23 protein-coding genes are annotated in these 25,408 nt (G+C 28.4%); 11 read left to right on the top strand and 12 right to left on the bottom strand.

Annotation, left to right across the window (positions count from 1 at the left end; genetic code table 11):
• Window positions 1–80: 80 nt before the first annotated feature.
• From AC4KN9_RS02650 to AC4KN9_RS02640, 3 genes are all read right to left on the bottom strand, one after another.
• Window positions 81–1,673, bottom strand: a complete 1,593-nt coding sequence (locus AC4KN9_RS02650) for an N-acetylmuramoyl-L-alanine amidase family protein (RefSeq protein ID WP_491017117.1) — start codon at window positions 1,671–1,673, stop codon at window positions 81–83.
• Between the two features lie 179 nt (window positions 1,674–1,852).
• Window positions 1,853–2,335, bottom strand: coding sequence for a dicarboxylate/amino acid:cation symporter (locus AC4KN9_RS02645; RefSeq protein ID WP_491017116.1), 483 nt, complete (start codon window positions 2,333–2,335; stop codon window positions 1,853–1,855).
• Entirely contained in the window at window positions 2,271–3,254 is a 984-nt protein-coding gene (locus AC4KN9_RS02640; protein ID WP_491017115.1) for a cation:dicarboxylate symporter family transporter, read from the bottom strand. The genes AC4KN9_RS02645 and AC4KN9_RS02640 overlap by 65 nt, the downstream gene beginning before the upstream one ends.
• Before the next feature lie 146 nt (window positions 3,255–3,400).
• On the opposite strand from AC4KN9_RS02640, the gene AC4KN9_RS02635 reads away from it, so the two are divergent.
• Window positions 3,401–4,126 carry a glucosamine-6-phosphate deaminase gene (locus AC4KN9_RS02635; RefSeq protein ID WP_491017114.1) on the top strand — a complete coding sequence of 242 codons (726 nt, stop codon included), beginning with the start codon at window positions 3,401–3,403 and terminating at the stop codon, window positions 4,124–4,126.
• A gap of 155 nt (window positions 4,127–4,281) precedes the next feature.
• Here AC4KN9_RS02635 and ltrA read toward each other — a convergent pair whose 3' ends face one another.
• The 8 genes from ltrA to AC4KN9_RS02595 all read right to left on the bottom strand — a co-directional run bounded on the left by ltrA (window position 4,282) and on the right by AC4KN9_RS02595 (window position 11,244).
• The gene (ltrA, locus tag AC4KN9_RS02630) at window positions 4,282–5,535 is read right to left on the bottom strand and encodes a group II intron reverse transcriptase/maturase (protein WP_491017113.1); all 1,254 of its coding nucleotides are present in this window, start codon (window positions 5,533–5,535) and stop codon (window positions 4,282–4,284) included.
• Between the two features lie 614 nt (window positions 5,536–6,149).
• On the bottom strand, window positions 6,150–7,268 hold the full coding sequence (locus tag AC4KN9_RS02625) for an NADH:ubiquinone reductase (Na(+)-transporting) subunit F (RefSeq protein ID WP_491017112.1): 1,119 nt from the start codon (window positions 7,266–7,268) through the stop codon (window positions 6,150–6,152).
• A 15-nt stretch (window positions 7,269–7,283) separates the two neighbouring features.
• Window positions 7,284–7,868, bottom strand: coding sequence for an NADH:ubiquinone reductase (Na(+)-transporting) subunit E (locus tag AC4KN9_RS02620; RefSeq protein ID WP_491017111.1), 585 nt, complete (start codon window positions 7,866–7,868; stop codon window positions 7,284–7,286).
• On the bottom strand, window positions 7,868–8,476 hold the full coding sequence (locus AC4KN9_RS02615) for an NADH:ubiquinone reductase (Na(+)-transporting) subunit D (protein ID WP_491017110.1): 609 nt from the start codon (window positions 8,474–8,476) through the stop codon (window positions 7,868–7,870). The genes AC4KN9_RS02620 and AC4KN9_RS02615 overlap by 1 nt, the downstream gene beginning before the upstream one ends.
• Window positions 8,476–9,060: an FMN-binding protein gene (locus tag AC4KN9_RS02610; RefSeq protein ID WP_491017109.1), complete on the bottom strand. Its 585-nt coding sequence runs from the start codon at window positions 9,058–9,060 to the stop codon at window positions 8,476–8,478. The genes AC4KN9_RS02615 and AC4KN9_RS02610 overlap by 1 nt, the downstream gene beginning before the upstream one ends.
• 1 nt (window position 9,061) lies before the next feature.
• Window positions 9,062–10,054, bottom strand: coding sequence for an RnfABCDGE type electron transport complex subunit D (locus AC4KN9_RS02605; RefSeq protein WP_491017108.1), 993 nt, complete (start codon window positions 10,052–10,054; stop codon window positions 9,062–9,064).
• Window positions 10,055–10,105: 51 nt separating this feature from the next.
• On the bottom strand, window positions 10,106–10,291 hold the full coding sequence (locus AC4KN9_RS02600; protein WP_491017107.1) for a DUF4250 family protein: 186 nt from the start codon (window positions 10,289–10,291) through the stop codon (window positions 10,106–10,108).
• Between the two features lie 125 nt (window positions 10,292–10,416).
• Window positions 10,417–11,244 carry a 2-oxo acid dehydrogenase subunit E2 gene (locus AC4KN9_RS02595; protein WP_491017106.1) on the bottom strand — a complete coding sequence of 276 codons (828 nt, stop codon included), beginning with the start codon at window positions 11,242–11,244 and terminating at the stop codon, window positions 10,417–10,419.
• A 381-nt stretch (window positions 11,245–11,625) separates the two neighbouring features.
• On the opposite strand from AC4KN9_RS02595, the gene AC4KN9_RS02590 reads away from it, so the two are divergent.
• The 7 genes from AC4KN9_RS02590 (at window position 11,626) to malQ (ending at window position 19,941) form a co-directional block, all read left to right on the top strand.
• Window positions 11,626–12,954, top strand: a complete 1,329-nt coding sequence (locus AC4KN9_RS02590) for a sugar ABC transporter substrate-binding protein (RefSeq protein ID WP_491017105.1) — start codon at window positions 11,626–11,628, stop codon at window positions 12,952–12,954.
• Between the two features lie 58 nt (window positions 12,955–13,012).
• Window positions 13,013–13,453, top strand: a complete 441-nt coding sequence (locus tag AC4KN9_RS02585) for a hypothetical protein (RefSeq protein WP_491017104.1) — start codon at window positions 13,013–13,015, stop codon at window positions 13,451–13,453.
• A complete protein-coding gene (locus AC4KN9_RS02580; RefSeq protein WP_491017103.1) occupies window positions 13,437–15,323 on the top strand; it encodes a carbohydrate ABC transporter permease in 1,887 nt (628 codons plus the stop codon). Before AC4KN9_RS02585 ends, AC4KN9_RS02580 begins: the two co-directional genes overlap by 17 nt.
• A gap of 121 nt (window positions 15,324–15,444) precedes the next feature.
• Window positions 15,445–16,341 (top strand): sugar ABC transporter permease, encoded by an 897-nt coding sequence (locus AC4KN9_RS02575; protein WP_491017102.1) that lies wholly within the window; start codon window positions 15,445–15,447, stop codon window positions 16,339–16,341.
• Between the two features lie 110 nt (window positions 16,342–16,451).
• A complete protein-coding gene (locus tag AC4KN9_RS02570) occupies window positions 16,452–17,432 on the top strand; it encodes an ABC transporter ATP-binding protein (protein ID WP_491017925.1) in 981 nt (326 codons plus the stop codon).
• A gap of 9 nt (window positions 17,433–17,441) precedes the next feature.
• The gene (locus AC4KN9_RS02565) at window positions 17,442–18,419 is read left to right on the top strand and encodes a LacI family DNA-binding transcriptional regulator (protein WP_491017101.1); all 978 of its coding nucleotides are present in this window, start codon (window positions 17,442–17,444) and stop codon (window positions 18,417–18,419) included.
• A 1-nt stretch (window position 18,420) separates the two neighbouring features.
• Window positions 18,421–19,941, top strand: a complete 1,521-nt coding sequence (gene malQ, locus AC4KN9_RS02560; RefSeq protein ID WP_491017100.1) for a 4-alpha-glucanotransferase — start codon at window positions 18,421–18,423, stop codon at window positions 19,939–19,941.
• A 61-nt stretch (window positions 19,942–20,002) separates the two neighbouring features.
• Here the strand turns inward: malQ and AC4KN9_RS02555 are convergent, their stop codons facing one another.
• Window positions 20,003–20,977 (bottom strand): aldose epimerase family protein, encoded by a 975-nt coding sequence (locus AC4KN9_RS02555; RefSeq protein WP_491017099.1) that lies wholly within the window; start codon window positions 20,975–20,977, stop codon window positions 20,003–20,005.
• A 245-nt stretch (window positions 20,978–21,222) separates the two neighbouring features.
• Between AC4KN9_RS02555 and AC4KN9_RS02550 the strand changes: the two genes are divergently transcribed.
• From AC4KN9_RS02550 to AC4KN9_RS02540, 3 genes are read left to right on the top strand one after another with little or no spacing between them, the layout of a single operon-like run.
• On the top strand, window positions 21,223–22,365 hold the full coding sequence (locus AC4KN9_RS02550; protein ID WP_491017098.1) for a hypothetical protein: 1,143 nt from the start codon (window positions 21,223–21,225) through the stop codon (window positions 22,363–22,365).
• Entirely contained in the window at window positions 22,349–23,254 is a 906-nt protein-coding gene (locus AC4KN9_RS02545; protein WP_491017097.1) for an ATP-binding cassette domain-containing protein, read from the top strand. Before AC4KN9_RS02550 ends, AC4KN9_RS02545 begins: the two co-directional genes overlap by 17 nt.
• A complete protein-coding gene (locus AC4KN9_RS02540) occupies window positions 23,255–25,390 on the top strand; it encodes a hypothetical protein (RefSeq protein WP_491017096.1) in 2,136 nt (711 codons plus the stop codon).
• Window positions 25,391–25,408 lie beyond the last annotated feature (18 nt).

The following is a 25,408-nucleotide window of genomic DNA, read 5'->3' as shown; positions in this document are numbered from 1 at the left end:
TTATATCAAATAAGGCATATTTTTGTATAACAACTTTAAAATAAAATAACTTTTGTAGAAAAACTACAAAAGTTATTTTATTAATCTATATTGTAATGCTTTGATAATATCTTAAAGAATTCTTTTGCTAATCTCTCTTGATTATTTAAAAAAGCAGTTGAGTCCTCTAGATTTGTATGAAATACTGATTCTATTAAGAATTTTTGCTTTGCAGTATTATTCTTAAATACAAAAAATGCATCAATAGCATTTTTCTTTGGTGTACGAGTGAAACTCCCCCTTACTTGATCATATTTCACGCCTCTATTTGGAGTATTTAAAATTCTTGACCAAGCCTCAGTAATGTCTTTACCAAATGTTAAATTAGTATTTTGATTACTTCCAAAAATCTCTACTCCTCTTACAGTATTTTTAGCTGCATTTGTGTGAAGAGATAAAAATAAGTCTGCACCTTTTGATATTGCAACTCTTTCCTTAAATGATGGATCCTCATTTCCTGTTGGTCTAGTATTTTTTATTATAAGATTTTTATATTTTTTTCCTTCCCTCATCAAATGTTGTGAAAATTCATAATTTTGATCTCCTTCATTAAATAAAAGACCACCTCTATTAGAACCTATTCCTGGTCCATGACCTGGATCAAGAACTAAGACAAACTTCTCAATTTTTGAATCTGAGGAAGTTTCATTGCTTGCATTTGAAGTTTTATTCAACCATTTATTGTACACATAAACATATTTATTGTTGTAATAAAAGATTGTGTAATCTCCATTGCTATATCCATTTACATAATAATTTTGTGGCAATTGACCGATTATTGAAGAATTAGAAGAATCGCTATTCCTTAAATTCATAATTCTATCCGTATAACCAACCGTTTTATTCTTATATACACCAAAATTATATATATACGCTTTTTTACTATTATAATCTATTTCTAACCAATCATCATATTCTATACCGTTAATATAAGTGCCAACTTCTATATATCCTAATAAATCTCCGCCTATTGAATTTCTAACATTAACATCTCTTCCAATATATCCTGATATACTTTTTTGCTTCGTTTTGCTTAATCCAAAATTATACACTTTAAGAAGTCTATTTCCCTCCTTAAAATATATCCAATCACCTTCTTGTATTCCTTCTACATATGTATTTTTTTTATATTCATCAACAATATTATGGCTTAAATCTCTAATATTTGTTGTATGGTGTAAGTATCCTGAATTATAACTACCATAAATTAATCCAAAGTCCCATATCTTATTAATTCTTCCATTTTCTCTAAAATATATCCAATTATCTTTTTTTATACCTTCTATTTTTGTAAGAGGGTATTTTTGACCTAATAAATTACCATTAATATCTCTATAATTTGTTTCTCTAGTTAAATAACCTGATACATTATTTTTTTCTCTTAATCCAAAATTATATATATATCTTCCATCTGGCATTTCAATCCAATCATCTTTAAGAACTCCAACAATAAATGATCCTGCCGGCATGACTCCTAAAAGATTACCTTTTGCCTTATCACGAATATTAATATCCATATTTGTAAAACCAAACACTTCTTTTCCATTTGACGCACTAACATTTTCAGATATTGGAAATATAATTAATCCTAGTAAAAATATAACTCCCAAAAAACTATATATTCTTTTTTTCAAAACTTTCTCCTTTTATTTAATAAAAAGATTTTACACTATATTTATATTTTCCTCAAGTACTTTGTTGTTTTTTTGTAACTAAAATGTAATTTTTGGAATTTATTTTAATATCAAGATATATTTTTAAATAGAAAAAGCACTTTGCAATAAAACAAAGTGCTTTTTCTACATATTATTAATTAATCCTCATCAACTATTTTTTTGTTAAATAGCTCCATATTATGATTTCCTTCCCATCTATCAACCGATACTGCTGAAACCATAGCTCCTGTTACATTTAGCATTGTTCTTCCCATATCTACAATTGGATTTATACCAAATATAGAACCTATTCTATCAAAATATTGGCCTAATCCAATACCATTAAGTGTTACAGTCGCAGCAACTGTTGCAGTACCTGGAACACCAGCAATACCTATTGAACCAAGTGTTACAACTAGTACTAATAAAAAGTAAAATGCAAAGTTTATTTCAACCCCAGCAGCTGATGCAACAAGAACACCTAACATTGCGGGGAATACACCTGCACAACCATTCATACCAACTGTTGTAGATAATGGACTAATAAAGTTAGTTGTCGTTTTTGAAACACCTAATTTATTTTCTAAAGTATCCATAGTGTATGAAAGTGTACCAACTGATGATTCTTGATGAAAATGCAAACACCATTGTTGGAAACGCTTTTTTATAAAATATAACTGGATTCACTCCAGATACTAATAATATTGGTACATATATCAACAACATTATTAATACACCAGTGTATAGAGCTCCAATAAATCCAATTAATCCCATAATTGACTCTATACCATTTGACATAATTGTTCTTGCTACAAGAGCAACAATAGCATATGGCATAATTTTAATAATATTAATCAATACAGAATTTACTAACTTATGTGTTCCTTTTAAGAAGTCTATTACTGGATCTATTTCATCTTTCCCTTTGTTTTTTAAAAACTTAGCGGATGCAGCAAAAAATATGGATATAATCGCAACTGAAATAACTGATGCATTTTTAGTAAATGTTGCAATTATATTATTTGGTACTATATCAGCAAAGAATGACGGAAATGATGAACTTGAAATTCCTGATATCCTTTCTGCTAAAGATTTATTTATTTCTCCTTGCATTGGAATACTTGTTAGACCAAAAATATTTACGACCAATATTCCTACAACTGCTGAAATGGCAGTTGTTCCTAGCAACATAGTTAATGATTTAGCTGTAATTTTTCCTATATTACTACCTTCAAATTCTAAGATTACAAAGAACAGAGACAAGAATACAACCGGTACAGCCATCATTTGTATTAATTTTACAAATGTTCCACCCACCAAGTTATACCATAAGCTTATTTGTTCCCTACTTACATTTACATATTCCTCATTAGCACCAAAAATTAAATCAACCGTTATACCTATAGCTAAACCAAGTGCCAGTGAAATTAACATTTTACTTGAAAAACTAACCTTTTTATTCAAAAATACTAACACAATAATAGCAATTAACAATAATGCAACAGCAATAATTGTTGGCATTGTGCTAATTTTCAAAAAATTTGAAAAAAAATTATTCATGATTCCCCCTATATTTGTTTATATATTATCATTTATCTTTTTTGTGTTTAATATTTATACCCATTATTTTAGACTTAAACATATTTTCTATACTTTTCAATAGTATTATTAATATAAATATACAATACAAATAAATTGGAGGCAATGTGAATATAATAATTAAAGATAATTATAATGAAATAAGTAATCTTGTTGCTAATAAAATTGTTGAATTATACCAACTCAAAAATGATTTTGTTTTGAGTCTTACAACTGGTGAAACACCAAAAGGCTTATATGATTGTTTGATAGAAAAACATAATGAAAATAAAATAGATTTTTCTGATTCTAAAGCTTTTATTCTTGACGAATATGTTGGTATTACTAAAGATCATCAAATTTCTCATTTTAATTATTTACATAATTTTTTATTTAAGAATATTAATATTAAACAAGAAAATATTTTTTATTTAAATGGAGTAGCTAAAGATTTACAACTTGAATGTGAAAACTACGAGAAAAAAATAGACTCAAACGGTATTGACATTCAAATACTTGGTGTAGATGAAAATGGTACTGTAAGTTTTAATTCCCCATCAAGTAAGTCGGAGCTATACACACATATTGAGGACTTAACACAAGAAAAAATTCAAAAAAATGAAAAATACTTTGAAAATAAATCTGATATTCCAACGATGGCTTTATCTATGGGAATTGGAAGTATTTTCAAATCTAAGGAATTAATTTTAATAGCCTCTGGAGAATCTAAGTCTAAGATAATACACACATTACAAGATAATATCATAACACCGCTAATTCCAGTTTCAATACTAAAGCTTCATCCAAACTTAACTGTCATCATAGATAAAGAAGCTGCAAAATTATTAGACTAATTAAAACTGATTCCTAATTTTTTACATGGCGTAAGCTCAAATAGAAAATATCCTACTTTCATAAGTTTTACTTAATTATACAAAGAATGAATCGAGTAGGAGCTAACATGTAGCCCCTCTCACACCACTGTACGTGCCGTTCGGCATACAGCGGTTTAATTCAAATAATAATCCAAACAACTTTGAAGTCCTCGCTTTGCGAGGATTTCTTTGTTTATGTGATGTAGTCCTGTGGTTTTGGCAACCGCTTGATAGTGGTCTCCAAATCCTACTGACTGTTTTGCCATCCACATCGGAACTCCTAACTTTCGAAGTCCCCATAGGCGTTTCCCACTCGTCTTCCACTGCTTCCATATGACTATTCTCATTCTTGTTCTAAGTCGTTCATCTATCTTTCTAAGGACCGTCTTCATATCTCCTAGTCTAAAATAGTTTATCCACCCTCTAATTACTTGGTTCAGTCTGTTGATTCTATAGGTCATTGGTACTGACCAACTCCTCTTTGTCAACTGTTTCAACTTTCTTTGAAACCTTCGGATTGATTCTTTGTGTGGTCTTGCTTTCCATCCTGCTTTGTCTTTCCAAAAACCATATCCTAAATATTTTAGTTTTATTGGTTTTGTAACTTTGGATTTTGTTGCATTTACTTTTAGTCCTAGTTTCTTTTCTATCCACTTTGTTACTGTTGCCATTACTCTGTTAGCTGCTGCGCTACTTCCTACGGCTATTATGCAGTCGTCTGCATATCTTACAAAGTGTAGTCCTCTTGCTTCTAGTTCTTTGTCTAATTCGTTTAGCATTATGTTACTTAGAAGGGGCGATAGATTTCCTCCTTGTGGTGTTCCCTTGGGTGTTTCTTCATAATTTCCTTTTATCATTACTCCCGCATTAAGATATTTCCTAATTAAGGATTCTGTGTTTGGGTCATTTATGAGGTTATGAACCAAGGTCATAAGTTTGTCTTGTGGGACGTTATCAAAGAATTTCTCTAGGTCTATGTCTACAATATAGCTGTATCCGTCGTTAAAGTATTCAAGAAGTTTCACTATCGCTTGTTGTGCTTTGCGATTTGGTCTAAAACCGTAACTTTTATCACTAAAGTGTGGTTCTGCTATTGGTGTTAGAACTTGTGCAATTGCTTGTTCTATTACTCTGTCTACTACTGTTGGTATTCCTAGATTGCGTACACCTCCATTTGGTTTTGGTATTTCTACCCTTCTGACCGGTTTTGGTTTATACTTTCTTCTTCGAATTTTGTCTCTAATTTCTACCCAGTTGTTTTTGAGATGTTGGTCTATTTCTTCGGTGGATATTCCATCTATTCCTCCTGCTCCTTTGTTTGCTTTCACTTTGTTTAATGCTGCAAACATGTTTTCTCTACTGAGTATTTGTTCTAGCAGTTCTGACATTTGGATTGTCTCCTTTCTTTGTTATGCTCTGTATCCTCTTACTCCTAACTCCTGTGAAAATTTTCCGCCGTTACGTCTTTGGTACGATTTTCTCGTCGGATATGGATACAGACTTTTGCAAGTCCATTTGACTTTGAATTATTCAGCCCTTCGCTCCACCTCTATTACAAAGGCTTCAATACTACTATGGCTTTTGCTGACTTCTCACTATTCGTTGTTACTACTTATTCGCTAGTGAGACCTCACGGGATAAGCCATCAATCTTTCCTTGTCTACCTGCCTAATCTACTTGCATGGTTTACGGTTGCCTTTTGGACTTCACGACTTTTGGTCCGCTTGTCCACCGTGCAAGCCTTAGTATTAGGTTTCTGTTCGTCAGGCTACAATTTTGCTATCCCTTCTTCTCGCCTGCATCTCACGGTGCAAACCTTGGGAATTACTGTGAGGTTCGTTGGCAACTACGCCCTTAGTGGACTTTCACCACAGATTGATGACATGCCCGTCATACCAAAAAAGTAGACTCTACTTCTAAATTCGAAGTAAAGTCTACTTTATAACTCATTTTCTATTCTATTCCATCCACAAATTCAAATACCACTTTTTTATTTTTTTAACTAAAATTCATCAAAGTAAATATAATCAGGATCAACTTTTTTCGCTTTAAGAGATTTTACAATTCCCTCAATCATACGTGGTGATCCACATAGATATGCTGTATATGTTTTTTCCTCATCAATATACTTATCGATTGAATTATTAACTCTACCTTCGTCTCCAGTCCAATTATGTTTTTCCTCTGCTCTTGATAGAGTTGGCATAAATTTGAAGTCATGTAATTTTTCTTCAAACATCTTCATTTCATCAAGTAAGAATAAGTCATCAGGTGTTTTTGCACCAAAGTAAAATCTTGCTTTTTTCTTAATATCATTGTCTAACATATGATATAGTATTGATCTGATTGGAGCGAATCCAGTACCAGCTGCAACCATTACTATTTCATCTCTATCATCATCTTCATAATAGAAATCTCCAAATGGTCCAACCAATGTTACTTCATCTCCAACTTGTAAGATTTTATGAACATAAGTAGATACTCTACCTTCTAGAACTTGACCGATTAATAACTCAACATGATTATCATCTTTTATCGATGATGCAATTGAGTATGCTCTATCCCATGATTCATCTTGAGCTTGATAACCCTCTCCAGATTTGTATGGTTTAGATTGTAATTGAATAAATTGTCCCGGCTTGAAATTGATTTTCATTCCATCAGGCAATTTCATTCTAATTTTAACAATTCTGTCAGTCATTGGAATTTTTTCTACTAAAGTTGCATTAAATTCTAATACGTTAAATAATTCTTGCGGAATTTCAATATCAATATCTTCTTTTACTTTTACTTGACATGAAAGTCTAATATTTCCATTTAGTTCACCTTTTGTCAATAAAGGTTTTTCTGTAGCCAATACTTGGCCACCACCAGAATTAACTTTACATTTACAGTAACCACATGTACCTTTACCACCACATGCTGATGGCAAGAATATTTTTTCATTTTTTAATGTATTTAATAATGATTGTCCACCTTCTATTTCAAAGTTTTTTTCGCTATTTATCTTCAAGTTAACAATTCCATAATCATTAAGAAATTTATCAGCTATCGTAAGTAATACCGCAAATCCCGTTGAAATTAAGGCAACGATTCCTGTTGTTGATAATATATCTTGCATTAAATTCCTCTTTCCTTATGAGATTGACACCATTCCGGAAAAACCGATAAATGCCATCGCCATGATACCTGTAATAATTAGTGTGATTGGTGCACCTTGTAATCCTGCAGGTATACCATTTTCATTAAATCTTGATCTTATTCCCGCCATCGATACAATTGCTAACGCCCAACCAAGACCTGAACCTATACCAAATAATAATGATTGCAAAAAGTCATAATTTCTAGCCACCATAAATAGTGATACTCCAAGAATAGCACAGTTTACTGTTATAAGTGGTAAGAAAATACCTAATGCATAGTATAGATTTGGGATATATCTTTCTAATATCATTTCTAATACTTGCACAAAAGCTGCAATTACAATAATAAATACAATATATGACAAGTATTCGATTCCTAGTGAAACTAATAATTGATTCATAAAATAATTTAACACTGTTGTTACAGACAATACAAACGTAACTGCGATACCTAAACCTGCAGCTGTTTCAACTTCTTTACTTACAGCTATGAATGAACACATTCCTAAAAAATTACTAAAAATCATATTGCTTGTAAATATTGAAGCAAAAAATATAACTAAAGGATTAATATACATTATTTACCTCCCTTATCTTTTCTATTGATAAAATTATACATTCCCCACATTATTAGAGGTAAAATGAAGAATGCTCCTGGTGGCATTATCATTAATGTCCATGCTGTTGCTGTTTTAGGTAAAATTTGAATTCCAAATAATGTACCAAAACCTAATAATTCTCTAAAAAATGCAACACCTAATAATACTAATGTATATCCAGCTCCAGCTGCCATACCGTCTATTAAAGATGCTATTGGTTTATTTTCCATAGCAAAACCTTCTGCTCTACCCATAATGATACAATTTGTAATAATTAAACCAACATATGGTCCTAAGGTTTTACTCATTTCTGGCATGTATGCCTTTAAGTAAATATCTACGATTATTACAAAAAATGAAATAATAAATACTTGTACAACCATTCTTATATGTTTAGGAGTGATGTCTTTTATCAATGAAATAATAAAAGATGATAGTCCTGTTGTAAATACAAGAGCTAATCCCATAACTAATGAGTTAGTTGCATTGTTCGTTACAGCTAAAGCTGAACATATACCGATAACCTGTAATAAAACTGGATTATCATATAATAATTGATCTTTTAATATTTTAGTATACTTGTTCATTAATTAGACACTCCCTTCTCTTTCAAGAATTTTGTTAAACCATCTTTAACTAATTTTGAAACAAATCTAGAAGTTTGTGTAGCCCCTGAAATAGCATCTACTTCTTCGCTAACCTTATCTATTGAAACATCTCTATATTGAGATTTATAGAATTCTTCCTCGATACGTCCACCTAATCCTGGTGTTTCTGACTGTTTAATAAAATCTATTCCTAATATATTTTTATAATCTTTATCTAATGCAATATATCCTGATATCGCCCCCCAAAGCCCTGGACCTTTGACTGCTATAGCGTATCCCTTTATATCTCCATTTTCTTCATACTTAAAAATTGGTTCATCATTAAATTTTTCTCCAGTATCTTTAATTTTTTCATCAAAAATTTTTAAAATATTTTCTTCTTTTCCGTCATTTTTAATGTTAAATGCATATAAAATTTTTGACTTTAATGATATTTCCTGATTTTTTGCGACTATCGGCTTAGTTTGTTGAGCCAATGTCGCTAAGATAACTGTCAATATTGCAGACAATACAAACATAAATATTGCAGGATATAATAATGATTTTTTCTTTTTCTTTTCCATATTATGCCCCCTTAACTTTAGCTTGTGCTGCCTTTTTTGCTAGTCTTTTCTTTTTATTAATTCCCATATAAATATAATCCAGTAGTGGAGAAAATACACTAGTAATTAAAATCGCAAACATCATACCACCAGGGAATAATGAAAATGATCTAATTATAACTGTAATCACACCTATTAGTACACCATATATCCATTTTGCCTGTTTTTGCTTAGGAGCAGAAATTGGATCAGTTGCCATATATACTGCACCAAAAAGTAATCCACCTGAAAGTAATCCTAGGTGTGGTTGTAATACGCCTTGTATCCCTAACATATTAAAAATCAATGAAGTAACAACAAATCCACCTAAAACTGCTGACATAATTTCCCATGAAGCAATTTTTTTATAAATCATATATGCTGCACCTAACAAAATTAATAATTTAGAAATTTCACCTATTGAGCCACTATGTGTACCTAAGAAAAGATCTAATAGGTTCATATTTCCACCATTTGAAAGTATATTCATTGGGGTAGCCCCTGATGTTTGATCAAGTAATGGTGTAGCCCATTTAGTTAATCCACCTAGTCCATTAATTAGTTGTCCATTGTTTGCTGCTTGGCTAAAAGTCAACATTGGTGTTGGAAAATTTATATATATAAATGCTCTACCAACTAAAGCTGGATTGAACACATTTTTACCAAATCCGCCAAATACTTCCTTACCAAAGAAAATACCTACTGCAACCCCAACACCAGACATCCAAAATGGTAACTGAGGTGGTAATGTTAATGTAAATAATGTTGCTGTAACAAAAGCTGCCTCTGTAACTTGTGACTTCTTGTATAATTTTTTTTCTGATATGTACTCTACTAAAGAAGCAACAACTACATTGAAAGCTAATAAAGCTAATATTCTCCAACCAAAAACGTAAATTGCGTAAATGATAATTGGAACTAATGAAATGAGTACTGTTCTCATCATCTTTTGTTTTTTGAAAAATTTCGAATACAAAATAACCTCCTTTTTTTTATGCTGTCTATGACAGGTATTCTAGCGATATACCTATTTAGAATGTAATCTATTGTTTTGAGATTCATAAATAAATCCAAATGATTCTAATTTTTCATTAAACTTCTCAAAATCAATATTTTCACTTAGGCATAAATCTTCTATGTCATTATAAAAATCTCTTAGTTTCATATTTACTATACTGTAAAAAGTTTCACTTTCCATTTTTAAGTAATTCATAGTATCTCCTTATATCACTCATTTATATATAATACCATTAATAATAACAATAGTAAACTCTAAAAATGTTAAAGCGATTACTGATTGTAACCGCAAATAATAATTAATAAATTCATCTTTAATTTTTATAATCTTTCGGGATTTTTTAAGAACTTAAAGAAAATTTTTAGTGCTTGCGCCCAATAAAACCCGTCACATATTCTTTCATCACAAACAAATGCAATTTTCATGACCTTTATTTCCTTAAACTCCCCATCTCTTTTAACTATCTTTTTAGTTTTCTTTCCTATAGTTATAAATGTACCTATAGTTCCAAAATTATAAATATGATGAAATCCTGCATCCAATCCTATAGAACCTAAGTTTGTAATAAATGCACTTGCATGAAATGGACTAGCTTCTAATGGTGCTGATGGAATTAAATTCCACTTATCTAATTGCTTAACAATGCCTACAAAAATCTTAAATAAAAAAGTTGGCATACTTGATAATGCTTTTGCATACTTATCCGTTGCATTCCCCCCCTCAGTCTCTTTATCTTTTTCTAAATTGATTTTTTCATTTATTATCTCTTTTATTTTGATTGGATTTTCATCTCCATTAAAAGAGAATTTTAACGCAGTTTCTTCTCCTTCTATAGACATTTCTTTTTTTACAACCATAGAAATCAATATTTCGTTTCTTTGATAAAAATTTCCGTTCATTATAAATCTATTAATTCTTGGTTTTTCATTTATAGTCTTAACCATAGCGGAATAAATTATGTGCATGTATGATAACCTATTTCCTGTCTCATTATACACCTTCCTTATATAGTCATCGAGCGGCTCAATATCTATTTCCTCTGCTAAATATACAAGAGCATCATTTCTTTCCTTCATTATTAAAGGCACAAACCTTGTGTATGGATCTATATCCTTTACTCTTGTACCATCTTTTCTCTTAAATACCATAGTTTCTCCTTTGTTTATATCTTCAACATTATATTACATAATTAAAATTATGTAAATGTTATTTGTCTATAAAAACAATTGTATTTGTTAATTTATTTTAACATTTACCATTATTTTTATATTTGTTTTTTGATAAGAAATATAAATTATATACACATAATAGATACTGAAATAGTTGCTATTTTTCAGTGTTCAACTTGTTAATTTAATTTACATTATTTAATAGATACTTATAAACCCGATAAAAAATGAATATAATATCATGAGTTTATAAACTTTTATCTCAAATTTATTTAAATAGTATTGACAAATTTGTGATAACATTCTATACTTTAAACATAAACGCAACCGTTTTCATAGTTGCAAAAAATAGGAGGAAATATGAAAAACAATTACAAAAGAATAGTTTCTTTACTTTTAGCTATGGTGCTAGTGTTAGCTGCATGTTCTAATGGTGGAAACAAAAAGAAAGAGTCTTCATCTGCGACAAAACAAAAAGAAGGTAAGTTAAAAGGTGAAATCTCTGTACAAGTAGAGGAAGGTTGGAAGAGCTACTACGAAAAAGTAGCAAAGAAAATAACAGATGCTAACCCAGATGCAAAAATTAATTTCATCACAAAAGGGGCTATTGATCATCTAGATTTACTAAACAGTACTGATGCAAATAATAAAGATTTTGCAGATGTTTTTGCTTTTCCATCAGATAGATTTAATGATTTAGCAAATAAACAAGTTCTTGGTTCAATAGATTCTAAGAAAATTGCTGAAGAATTAGGTGGATTTAATAAATTTGATGAAGGTTTAGGTGGAGTGTTCAAACAAAAAAATGAATATCTAGCATTCCCAATGAATATCGAAACTTTAATCACATATGTTAACAGTAAAAACGCTGAAAAAGAAGGATATAAGTTAGATACTCCAATGGAATTAACATCACAAAAAAAACCACAAAATATTTTAATCCCTGCATCTAACTTATGGTTTGGTGTTGCGATTACAAATACTGGAGAAATTAACCACTTAAATGAAAAGAAAGAATCAGATTTATCAAATGACTTTTCATCTTTACCAAAAGAAAAACAAGATGTATTTAACGCATTATACAGCTACTGGAAAGCACACAATGATGCTGGAACACCACTATTCGATAAAGAAGCATCAAATGCATATACAACAGACGAATTTGTAACAGGAAAATCTGGTGTAGCTAAAATTGACGGTCCTTGGGCTGCAAAAGAAATCGCTGAAAAAGTTGGTGAAGATAACTTAGAAATTAAACCTATAACTCATATAACAGTAAATAATAAACCACTTGCACACTGGAAAGGTGGTTGGGCATTAGGATTAAACTCAAGAATCGAATCTGATAAAGATAAAATAGCATTAGCAAGTGAATTTATTAAAAATATCGTTCATCCAGAAAATGCTGTAGAGTTATTTAAATCAACAGGTAAAGTTTTAGAAAACGTAACATACGAAACATACGAAAAATCTGACTTAAGTAAATTAGATAAAGCTGTAATTAAAAATGTTTTAGAATCATACAAAGCTTCACCATCAAGACCATTATTTAAAGAATTTGGTAGTGTATGGTCAACATGGGAAAATGCAATTCTATCATGGAACTCAGTAAAACCTGCTAACACAGAAGCAGCATACAAAGAAATTAAAGCATCATACGATGCAATGTTATCACAAATTAAACAATAATATAAAACAACTAAAGCCAAAACATTATGTTTTGGCTTTACTTGAATAAAGGAAAGAAATGATTAAATTTACGGATATTGAAAGAAAAAAAATTAATAGAATATATATAATTTCGGCAGTTATTATTTTTATAGCATCTATGGAAGCTTTGTTTTTAGCTAAAAATAAAGAATTATTAAATAATTTCCTCATGCTAAATCCTAAACTTTCTCCACATAGTTATATATCATTGGTATTAGTAACATATTTAACAAATATATTAGAACCTATTATAATTTCATTGTTTACCTTATTTACTATCAATAAATTTGGTCTATCTAGATTATATAAATATGTTTTCACTGCAATTATAATATTGAGATTGTTTTTTATAGTATTAACATTTTCATTTAATTCGATATTTTATTTTTTTCTAGTTATATCGTATGTAATATTTATATATATCATCGTTTCATTACCTATAATTTCAAGAAGGAGGAAAAATGGCATACAAAAATAAAGTTGTGAATGATATTGGGATCAGCCATCCAAGAAAAAACCAGTATCTTTTAGATTTATCCAATGGTAAAAAAATTGATAAGTCTAGTCATCCATACATTAAAAAGTTGGAAGAATTTAAGAATAAAGAAAAATCTTTTTTATCTAATCTAAAAAAAGAATTAGAAGGTAAATATGACACTAAAGATAAGATAAAAAAAATAGAGAAAGAAATTTATGAAGCTAAGAAAAAATTAGCTTTTTATGAAAATCATATTGATTTAACTTATGATGCAGAATTAGAGTACAGAGTTTCAGCAATTAAGCTAAGACATTTGCCAGATATTATTGAAAATGATCATAATCTTAAGAATGAGCTTAAAGAAAAGAAGCAGAAATTAAGTTCAATCACTGAAAAAGATGTTGAAGAAGCAAAAGAAACTATCGCTAAAATGAAAGCTGATAGAAAAAGAATCTTAGATATGAACATTAAAAGATTAAAAGAAAAAAATAAAGCAGGATTTATCTCTGATAAAGCTCTAAAAAATGAAATTAAAAGAGAGAAACTTTCATATAAGGAAAATGTTGATGCATATGAATACATTAACAAGAAAAAATCTTATGAAGAAGACATTAAAAATATAAAACATAGAATTAAATTAGATTATAAAACAAAACAAAATGTTTTAAAATCTGATATTTCTGATATAAGAAGAAAACTTCCTATTGAAGTAGAGAAAAAAACTCCTATTATTGCGTTTTTAACTATGTTATTCCCTGGATTAGGACAACTTTTATTAAAACAATACATCAAGGCGTTTCTATTTTTTATAGGCACACTATTTACTTATTTAGTTGCTGTCCCATATTCATTAGGCTACGGAAATTATCAAGGTACAGGTATTTCAGGTTTAATTTCTTTAGCAAGTGAAGGTAAAAGATTAGATAAATCTATAATATTCCTTATCGAAGGTGTTATTGCTATAATGCTCTTGATTATAGCATTTTTTATCATATATATCTCCTTTAGAGATGTATATAAAACAGAAAAAAATGAAATTTTAGGTATAAGAAAAAATAAATGGTTTGAAACAAAACAAAGTATTGAAAAAAATGGTTTCCCATATATTGTAAATTCTCCTGCATTGATTGTTACAATGTTTATAGTATTAGTTCCCATTGTAACTGCAATTTTAATTTCATTTACTAATTTAAATCCAAATCATCAATCTAAATTTACATGGATAGGATTTGAAAATTATCAAAAATTATTCCTTGGTGAAGGTCTAGTTGGACAGTCATTTTGGTTGATTCTTGGTTGGACATTAATCTGGACATTTGGTTCTACAACTTTAGCTATAGCTCTAGGATTTATACTTGCCTTAATAGCAAATCAAGATAGAATAAAAGGTAAAACATTCTTTAGAACTATTTACTTGTTACCTTGGGCGGTTCCAGCATTTATAACAATAATGTTCTTTTCATTGATGTTAGCTAAGAATGGACCTATAACTGAATTTATAAATAAATTATTCGGAGTTTCACTGGATGTTAAAAATAACACAATACAAACAAGAATTACTTTGATGTTATTACAAGGTTGGTTAGGTTCCTCATATGTATTCTTATTATCAACAGGAGTATTACAAGGTATACCAAGTGATTTATATGAAGCTGCAGAAATTGATGGTGCAACTGGATTTAAGAAAACCTGGAGAATAACAATACCTTTAGTTTTATTCCAAACTGCCCCACTCTTGATTGGACAATATACATTTAACTTTAATAACTTTTCAATAATTTATTTATTTAATGGTGGTGGACCTTTCAATCCTTCACTATATGGAAACTTAGCTGGATCTTCAGATTCTATTAATTTCATACATTTATAAATTAACAATGCAAAATAATTATCAAGCCGTAGGTGCGGCTGTGTCCATTGTAATATCATTTGTATTAATGTTCTTTGCTTGGTTAGGTTTCAAAAATACAGCTGCTTTTAAGGAGGATTAGATGTTTAAGAAAAAAAATAAATCAGACAATTTATATTTATCAGACAAACAACCATTAAACACAGCTGGTAAAATACTACTAGGATTGTCTTATATAATATTAATTGCATGGGCTTTGATTATTATTATTCCGTTAGGAATGATGTTGTTATCAAGCTTTAACGGTAACCAAGGAAGATACATTTCATTTGGTGGCGAGTATATATTTTCACTAAAAAATTTCAAATATTTATTTGAAAAAACACTATACTTGAAATGGGTCGTAAATACTATAATAATAGCATCAGCAACAGCTATTTTAACTTTACTAATTGTATCTTTTACAGGATATGCATACTCAAGATATAAGTTTAAGGGTAAAAAAGCAAGTTTAATGTCTATTATGTTAATTCAAGTAATACCTACATTTGCAGGTATTACCGCATACTACGCAATTCATTCAATCGTTTCTGGCGTGATTCCTGTATTTTCAAGATCTATGATGTTGATTCTAATTTATGCCGGAGGTGGTATAGCCGGAAATACATTTATTTTAAAAGGGTACATTGATTCTATATCTAAGGAATTGGATGAAGCTGCAAGGATAGATGGTTGCTCAAACTTACAAGTTTATAGACTTATTATAATGCCAATAGCAAGACCAATGTTAGCTATAATTGCCTTGTGGTCATTTATTGGACCATTTATGGATTACTTACTACCAAGTATATTATTAACAAGTCCCGAAAGTTATACATTAGCGACAGGGCTATTTACAATGATAACAGATATAAGAACTATGAATGCACCAGCATTCGCTGCAGGTGGATTATTAACAGCAGTACCTATAGTAATACTATTTACTACATTGCAAAAACAATTAGTATCTGGATTAAGTTCAGGGTCTGTTAAAGGTTAGGAGGAAAAATGAAAGTAACATTAAAAAATATTGGTAAAAAATATGAAAGTAGAGAAAATTTTACCATTAGAAATATAGATTTAGAAATAAAAGATTAAGAATTTTGTGCTATTCTTGGACCTTCTGGATGTGGTAAATCAACTCTATTAAGAATGATTGCCGGATTAAATTCAATCACAGAAGGAGAATTGATATTTGGAGAAAAACTTATGAATAAAGTTGCTCCTAAGGATAGAGATATTGCAATGGTATTCCAATCATACGCTTTATATCCTCATTTAACTGTTTATGATAATATGGCATTTTCATTACAAATGAAAAATGAAAGAAAAGAAATTATTCATAGAAGGGTTTTAGAAGCAGCTGAAATATTACAGCTAAATGATTATCTGTACTCCAAACCATCTGATATATCTGGAGGACAGAGACAGAGAGTTGCTCTTGGTCGTGCTATGGTTAGAAAACCTAAAGTTTTCTTAATGGACGAGCCTCTTTCAAACTTAGATGCAAAACTTCGTGAACACATGAGAGTTCAATTAGTTAGACTTCATAAACAATTAGAAACAACTTCAATTTATGTAACACATGATCAAACTGAAGCAATGACCATGGCAGACAAAATTATTTTATTAGATAAAGGTATTGTACAACAATTTGGAGAGCCAGAAGAATTTTACAACAAACCAGCTAATTTATTCGTTGCTGGATTTATTGGTTCACCAACAATGAATGTATTTAAAGGTAAATTTGAAAATGGAAAATTTACTTCAAATGAAGGTTTGATAAATGTAGTTCCAAATAATGAAGATTTACACGCACTAAAACCTTACGATGGTAAAGAGGTTTATTTAGGAATTAGACCAGAAAGATTTTTAGCTAAAAAATCTGAAAATTCTATAGAAGGTTATATAGATGTCGTAGAAATGCTAGGTAAGGAAAAAATTATTTACGCAAAACTTAAAGATAACACTGAATTTATCGTATCCCAGCCAGGTCATTTTGACTATTCTGCTGATGAAAAACATAATTTTTCATTTGATACTGATGCATTACATTTCTTTGATGGAGATACACAAGCAAGAATAAACTAAGGAATTTATATGAAAAAAAAAGTCACAATAAGAGATGTTGCTTACATTTCAGGTGTTAGTATATCTACTGTTTCTAGAGTTGTTTCTGGTAAAATAAAAGTTAGTGAAGAGACTCAAAAAAAAGTACTCGAAGCTATTGAGAAAACTGGATATGAACCTGATTATACGGCGAGAGCTCTAGCTACAAACTCTACCGACACTATAGCTGTTATTATAGATAGGAGTCCAAGCCGTAGCTTTTCAAATGCCTTCTTCATTGAAATTATTAAGTCTATAGTTACTCAACTAACAAAATATAAAAAAGATATGATACTTCTTATAAAAGAAAGTGAATATAATGAAGAATACAATGAAGTTAAGAGATTAATTAAATCAGGGAAAGTAGATGCTGTTATAAAATTATCTGTTCAAAAAGATGATATGACCTTAGACTATTTAATAAGTACAAATACTCCAACAGTTGTAGTTGGAAGATGTGATAACAATAATATTTTTACAGTTAACAATGACAATAAAAAAGCTATGTATCTGTCTGCAAAAAATCTTATCGATAGTGGATGCAAAAAAATAGCATTTGTTGGAGGTAGTTCCGATTATGTTGTTACAGTAGATAGACAATTGGGTTTTGAAACTGCATTAAAAGAAAATAATATCGAAATAAATAAAGATGACTTTTATTATATAGATTTTTCAACTGATTCCGGATATGAATTGGCAGAAAAATTATTAGATAAAGATTATGATTCAATAGCTTGTACAGACGATTTAATCGCCTTTGGTATAGCTAAATATTACAATGAACAAAATAGATATATTAAGATAAACAGTTTTAATAACACTAATTTATCTGAATTCTCTCCCATACCTTTTTCAAGTGTTGATGTAAATGCTAAAGAGCTTGGGAAAGAGGCTGTTGACTTGTTATTTAACAATCATGAAAAGATAAAGGATGTTATAGTTGAAACAAATTTAATAATAAGGAGTTAATATGACAGAAGAAAAGTACAATTATCAAAAAATAAATGATGACAGAAAATCAGGGCTTCTCTTACACATTACATCATTACCTGGTCCATATGGAATAGGTACACTTGGTGATAATGCTAAAAAGTTTATAGATTTTCTATTTGAAGCAGGACAATCCTATTGGCAAGTTTTACCAGTAGGCCCTACATCATATGGTGATAGTCCATATCAATCTTTTAGTACATTTGCTGGTAATCCTTATTTAATTGACTTGGATTATTTAAAAAGAGATGGACTATTAAATCAAGAAGATTTAGATCAATTAGGACAAGATTATGATCCTGAGAGAGTTGATTATGGTAGGCTTTATAACGAAAGATTTGCTATTTTAAGAAAAGCATTTAGGAATTTTAATCTAAATGATGAAAGTTTTAGAGATTTTCTTAAAAAAGAAGATTTTTGGCTACAAGATTACGCACTATTTATGGCTATAAAAGATCATCATGAAGGAAAGTCCTGGATAGAATGGTCTGATAATTTTAAGAAACGTGATGCAGATACCATTAAAACATTTAAGCATGAATTTAATGAAAATATTTCATTTTATCAATTCCTACAATTTAAGTTTTACCAACAATGGAATGATTTAAGTGATTACGCTCATTTCAAAAATATTGAACTTATTGGTGATATTCCAATATATGTAGCTATTGATAGCTCCGATGTATGGGCAAATCCTTCACTATTTAAACTAGAAGAAGATTACTCTCCAAAATTTGTTGGAGGATGTCCACCAGATGCATTTTCTGACGATGGACAACTTTGGGGAAATCCTGTTTATGATTGGTACGAAAATAAGAAAACTGGTTATAAATGGTGGATTGAAAGAATTAGAGCCTCATTTAAGCTATTCGATGTTATCAGAATTGATTATTTTAGAGGATTTGAGTCATATTGGGAAATACCTGGAAAAGACGATACTGCTGCAAATGGTAGATGGGTTACAGGTCCTGGATATGAATTATTTAAGGCTATAAAAGAAGAACTTGGTGATTTACCAATTATTGCTGAAGATCTTGGATATATGACTAAAGAAGTTTATGAATTTAGAAAACAAACAGCCTTTCCTGGTATGAAAATTATTCAATTTGCATTTAATGAAGAAATGAATAGTGAACATATACCACACAATTATACCTCTGATTTTGTAGTATATGCTGGTACTCACGATAATGAAACTTTAGGTGGCTGGTTAAGAGCAAATGAAGGCACTGAAATGATGAATAGAGCAAGAGCATATGGTAATCTAACCCATGGTGAGGGATATCATTGGGGAATTATTAGAATGGCAATGAATTCAGTAGCTAATACCGCTATTTTTCAAGTACAAGATTTATTAAATCTTGGAAATGAAGCTCGTATGAATGAACCTTCTACTGTTGGTACCAACTGGACCTGGAGATTAAAAGAATTTCCTGAAGACATAGTATTAGAAAAACTACACTTCTATACTAAAAATAGTGATAGATTAAATAAAAAATGATAATAAATAAGAAAATCACCTATGTTAAAATAGGTGATTTTCTTTAATATTAATAATGTTTTTATCTATCTCTAAAATTATATTCTATGCTTTCAATCAATTCCTCACCTTTTTTTAGTATATAATTTGGTAAAAAGTCTTTGTTTATAAAATCTGGCTGATATTGTGCCTCAAAACATATTCCTTGATGATTGTATGACTGTCCTTTACTTATTGAATAGTTTTCCCCTATTGCATTTCCAGAATAAACCACTATAGAAGGATATGATGTAGTCATTTCCATTTCCATATCTTCATTTTTTAATATAATATGTGGTATTTTACCATTTAAAATGAATGTATGATTGTATCCACCAAACTTTTTAATTTGTTCGTGATTTAGACTATCTAATAACCTCAGTGATTTTAGCTCGTTAAGGTCAAAATCTGTATTTTTAGAATTTAATTTTGCTATTGGTACACAATTATCATCTACTTCTAATATCTCATCTGAATTTATTAGTAATTCATGGTTTTTAATAGAATTAGATTTATCATAATTTAAATTGAAATAACTGTGATTTGTAATATTCACAATAGTGTCTTTATCAGTTTTTGCAAATATTTCTAATCTCAAAGTACTCGATATTAAAATATATTTAACTAAAATTTCAACATTTCCTGGATATCCAGAATCTCCATCATTAAGTTTTGTACTTAATATAATATAAGGATTTGATAATCTATCTTCAATTTCCTTTATCTCCCAATACTGCTTAGTTAGATTTTTGTCTCCACCATGAATAGAATAATTTGACTCATTATTATCTAAGTGATATGTATTGTCATTTAAATCAAATTTTGCATTTGATATTCTTCCTGCAACTCTACCAACAATTGCCCCTAAATAAATAGGATTATTCTTGTACATCATTAAATTATCGTATGATAATACAACATTTCTATCTTTATACTTTAATTCATAAATTGATGCACCTATATTTAAAATGCTTAATTCTAAAAGATTATTTTTTATTGTATATTTTTTTATTTCCATATGTAACTCCTTTTCACACATATTATAACATAATATTAGATTATAGAAATGTATTTAAGTTCACTTATTATACTATTATAAATTTTTATGAAATCGATTGTTTATTTTTGTTTTTTTTTGTATAATGAAATTAATATTAAAGATGCATAGCAAGAAAGGATTTAAGATGAAAAAAAATTAAAAGCAGGCTTATTTTGTGTTTACTATTATTTGGCGTATTACTAAATTAGAAAGAGGATTATCACATGAAAAGAAAACGTTTTATACTTAATTTAAAATTTACTATATTAATCTTTTTGGTTTTTATTTTTTCAGCTTGTCAAAATAAAAAAATAGATGTTAACAAATATGATAATTCATCATTTTATAACGTTGGCAAACATAATATCGTCGAAACCGAGATTGGATATTATAATTTATATAACAATATTCTCACATTTATCGATAAAAAAACTCTTAAACCTTTTGTATTTGGTAATGAGAGAAATGATTTAAATACACTTATAAAAGACGAAAGTAAACGTATAAATTCCGATGCATATTTTGAGCATTCTAAGGAAATTTTTTATGAAGATGGACAAATATATGTATCAGCATCCCATTACATAAAGCAAATTGATGAAAAAAATAATACTGTAAAAACATTTGATAAAATTGGTTATTCACATAACCGTGTATTACACAAAGGGGTATTTTATTATATCCCCATTCCGATTAATCCTGATAAAGATTATGTAGACATAATAGAAAAATTTGACACTAACACTAATAAATACGAAGAATTTATTAGTCTAAAGCAAGTTTTAGAAGAACAAAAAGTCAATGAAATTAGTGAACAAAAAATGTTTATAAAAAACAACATACTATATATGAGTGCAGTTTTAACTGGAGATAAATTTAACAAAGATTGTTTAATTTCTATTAATCTCGATGATAAAAGTATAAAAGTAGATAATTTTGATAATTTTAAAAATTTTGCTTTTTCTCAATATCATTTTCAAGGAGATAGTAGAATTGATTTATTAACACCATTTGATATTAACGATGAACATGCTTGGACCAAATCTCCTTCACTATTAGTTGAAAATAATACTAAAACAAAGTTACCTCTCTTGAGACATAGAGTATTTTCAAATAATGCCTTTGTAGAGACACCATTCAGTGCATTAGCCGCCTACAAATCTTACGGCATTAAAGATAATGGTCTTGAAAATACAGATTACGTATTAAATTTTGAAGGAAAAGATATAAAATTAGACGACAGTCACTTTATAAGAAGAAATGGTTTTAGTGTAATATTATCCGATTCAAAAGATATAATATTATCTTATCACAATGGATATCTAAAAATTATAAGGGATGGTAAAATTTATGACATATATAAATAATATACTTCAAATAAAAAATTTGTGCAAAAAATATAAAAATGCAAATAACTTTGCCTTAGAAAATATAAGTATGGATTTTACACCTGGTATATACGGTATTTTAGGTGCAAATGGTGCTGGTAAAAGTACTTTATTTAATATTATTTCAGGAATAATTGATAAAACTTCAGGAGAAATATTATTTAATGGAGACGACGTCTCAAATAATCTTGAAAATTTCAAAGGTCATATTGGATATATGCCCCAAAATCAAATGCTATATCCTACTTATAGCCTAAAAAGATTTTTATACTATATTGCTAGTCTTAAAGGAATAGATAAAAAAGAAATTGATAATGAGATAAATAGAGTATTAAAAATAACGGAACTATATGATATTAGAGATAATACAATATCTTCTCTTAGTGGAGGTATGAAACAAAGACTTCTAATATCTCAATCTCTACTATCCAATCCTGATATATTAATCTTAGATGAACCAACTGCTGGTCTTGATCCAAAACAAAGAATTATAATAAGAAATTTTTTATCTAAAATATCAAAAGATAAAATAGTCTTGATTTCAACACACGTAGTGTCTGATATTGAACATATTTCAAAAGAAATAGTAATAATAAAAAAGGGGCAATTAATTTTAAAAGATACGCCTGATATGGTATTAAAAAATTTCAAAAATATTTCTCATGAAACTGAAATTGATCCTTCAGATGCTGATTACTTTTTGAAAAACTATAATGTGAGTCAAATGCAGATTAGAGGAAATGGTAAAAATTATATTAAAATATGTGGGGACTTTAAGGAATCTATGAATTATAAATCTTATAAATTTAGTGAAGCTGATGTAGATTTAGAGGACGTTTATCTTTATCTTTTTGAAGGTGGTGATTAAATGAGGATAAATATTCGCGAGGAGTTTAGAAAATTACTCAACCAAAAAGAATTTATATTATTATTAATATCCTTTTTAATAATATTTTCTCTGCTTAATTTTAACAAAATAAACTCAAATAATAATCCTAATATAAATAATGTAAATGATACAACTCAAATAAATAATTATATTGACAATTATAAAGATAATATTAAAAAGTCTGTACAAACTTTAAGAGATAAAACTAATAGTCCTCAAATTAGATTTAATGAATTACTCAAAAATAGTATAAATAGACAGGCTGATGCTTATGAAAAATTATCTAATGAAAATTTAATTTTAAGACATAGCAGAAATGATGGTGTATTGTATTTAAATGACACAATAGGTATTGATAATTTATTGATTGCCCTTAGCTTTTTTATTGGGTTTTTGATTTTTAATTTTGATAGAAAATATAAGACAAACTCATTTATTTCAACAATTAAAAATGGACGTCATAATAAAGCTTTTTCTAAAATATCCCTATATATTTTGATAATATTTGTAATTACAATATTTAGCTATATTTTATATTTAATATTAGTATCTAGGTTTATTGGTTTTGGCGATATTGGCTTAAATATACAATCTTACGAGGTTTTTAGGGACGCAACATTAAACATAAATATTATACAATATATACTATTTTTCCTATTACAAAAAATTATAACAATCATTTTTGTTATATCAATTTTTTCATTAATATTTTCATTATTTAAAGATAATAGAATTCAAGTTTTAGTAGCTATATTCTTTATTGGTATCTCATATATATTAAATAATAATATTTCTAATAATAGTATTTTTGAATTTGTTAAAGCCACTTCAATCTATTCAATGCTTGATGTTTTTTCTATATATGGTAAATATTCTGATGTTTATCTATTTTTTATTTTTTTAGATACAAATACGTATATAATGATATTTTCGATAAGTATGATTATCTTGACATTAATAATATCATATATTATTAATAAAAATGAGATTCTAGATTCAAAAACAACTTATAGATTAAATATAGTTAATAAATTAAAGGCTAAATCTCTATTTGCTAATGAATTTATTAGATTTATTTTTGACTCAAAGGGATTTATCTCTATAATTTTGTTGGTCTTGATAGCCACTAATCAATACCCTAGTAAAGAAAGAGAAAAATACGACTTTTTCAGATTTTCATATGTGACTTCTCTTAATGAGTTTAAAGGGGAAATTAATCAGAATATGTTAGAACGGCTCGAATTAAAAAAAGAATATTATAATTCACTCGAAAAAAAAGCCGAAGAAATTAAAGAGCAGTATAACCAGGGAAAGATTAATTATCAAGAAAGAAATATACAACTTTCCAATATAGAATCCGAAAGTGCCAAGAAACATGGTTTTGACAAGATATTTAAACAGGTAAATACCGCAAATAAAAATGTAAATAAATCAGATAACTTATATCTAATCGATGAAAAAATAAGTGAATATAATTTTCAATATAACGACTATAATTTAATGTTTTCTGGGATTTTTTATTTAATTTTGATATTTGTGATATCTGAAGTATTTCTTAAAGATGATTCATTAAAAATGAATGGTTTAATAAAATCAACTAAAAATGGACATATTAAATTATTAAAAAATAGAATTAAAATATCAATTTTTTATTCAATATTAATATTTAGTATAATACTAATGGTTTTATATATTTACTCTAAAGTAGGTGATTTTGGAATCAATCTCAGTTATGTAGTTCAATCATATACTGATTTAGTAAATTTACCTTCTATACGTTTATTTTATATATTTATATTTTATTTGATTTATGGAATAGTAAATATAGTTTTTATTGTCAACTTTATTATTTACATAAATTTAAAGATAAATAATAAAATAGTAATATATGCTGTACTATTAAGTTTGAGTGTACTCCCAATAGTATTTTCTATAATAAGTAACAATATCAATATATTAACGCTAAATATTTTCTCAAATATATTCACAATTATATTTTCACTATATAGATATGGCATATATGGAATATTTGCTGAATTTATGCTACTAATAATTTTATCTATTATACTTATTAAACAAAACACAAATCAATGGCAATCGAAAATAAATAATTAGATTATTTTAAGAAAAGAG

The sequence above is a fragment of the Helcococcus sp. SA-HE-C1 genome (assembly GCF_985670335.1).
Note: the sequence above shows the minus strand (reverse complement) of the source record. Positions and strands in the feature narration are given on the sequence as shown.

Bases quoted from the DNA above. Each gene is read 5' to 3' on its own strand.
- AC4KN9_RS02575 (WP_491017102.1), top strand. From the start codon at position 15,445: ATGTTTAAGAAAAAAAATAAATCAGACAATTTATATTTATCAGACAAA.
- AC4KN9_RS02600 (WP_491017107.1), bottom strand. From the start codon at position 10,291: ATGAATTACTTAAAAATGGAAAGTGAAACTTTTTACAGTATAGTAAAT.
- AC4KN9_RS02625 (WP_491017112.1), bottom strand. From the start codon at position 7,268: ATGCAAGATATATTATCAACAACAGGAATCGTTGCCTTAATTTCAACG.
- AC4KN9_RS02550 (WP_491017098.1), top strand. From the start codon at position 21,223: ATGAAAAGAAAACGTTTTATACTTAATTTAAAATTTACTATATTAATC.
- AC4KN9_RS02595 (WP_491017106.1), bottom strand. From the start codon at position 11,244: ATGGTATTTAAGAGAAAAGATGGTACAAGAGTAAAGGATATAGATCCA.
- AC4KN9_RS02590 (WP_491017105.1), top strand. From the start codon at position 11,626: ATGAAAAACAATTACAAAAGAATAGTTTCTTTACTTTTAGCTATGGTG.
- AC4KN9_RS02565 (WP_491017101.1), top strand. From the start codon at position 17,442: ATGAAAAAAAAAGTCACAATAAGAGATGTTGCTTACATTTCAGGTGTT.
- AC4KN9_RS02545 (WP_491017097.1), top strand. From the start codon at position 22,349: ATGACATATATAAATAATATACTTCAAATAAAAAATTTGTGCAAAAAA.
- AC4KN9_RS02640 (WP_491017115.1), bottom strand. From the start codon at position 3,254: ATGAATAATTTTTTTTCAAATTTTTTGAAAATTAGCACAATGCCAACA.
- AC4KN9_RS02610 (WP_491017109.1), bottom strand. From the start codon at position 9,060: ATGGAAAAGAAAAAGAAAAAATCATTATTATATCCTGCAATATTTATG.
- AC4KN9_RS02555 (WP_491017099.1), bottom strand. From the start codon at position 20,977: ATGGAAATAAAAAAATATACAATAAAAAATAATCTTTTAGAATTAAGC.
- AC4KN9_RS02620 (WP_491017111.1), bottom strand. From the start codon at position 7,868: ATGTATATTAATCCTTTAGTTATATTTTTTGCTTCAATATTTACAAGC.
- AC4KN9_RS02540 (WP_491017096.1), top strand. From the start codon at position 23,255: ATGAGGATAAATATTCGCGAGGAGTTTAGAAAATTACTCAACCAAAAA.
- AC4KN9_RS02585 (WP_491017104.1), top strand. From the start codon at position 13,013: ATGATTAAATTTACGGATATTGAAAGAAAAAAAATTAATAGAATATAT.
- AC4KN9_RS02580 (WP_491017103.1), top strand. From the start codon at position 13,437: ATGGCATACAAAAATAAAGTTGTGAATGATATTGGGATCAGCCATCCA.
- malQ (WP_491017100.1), top strand. From the start codon at position 18,421: ATGACAGAAGAAAAGTACAATTATCAAAAAATAAATGATGACAGAAAA.
- ltrA (WP_491017113.1), bottom strand. From the start codon at position 5,535: ATGTCAGAACTGCTAGAACAAATACTCAGTAGAGAAAACATGTTTGCA.
- AC4KN9_RS02615 (WP_491017110.1), bottom strand. From the start codon at position 8,476: ATGAACAAGTATACTAAAATATTAAAAGATCAATTATTATATGATAAT.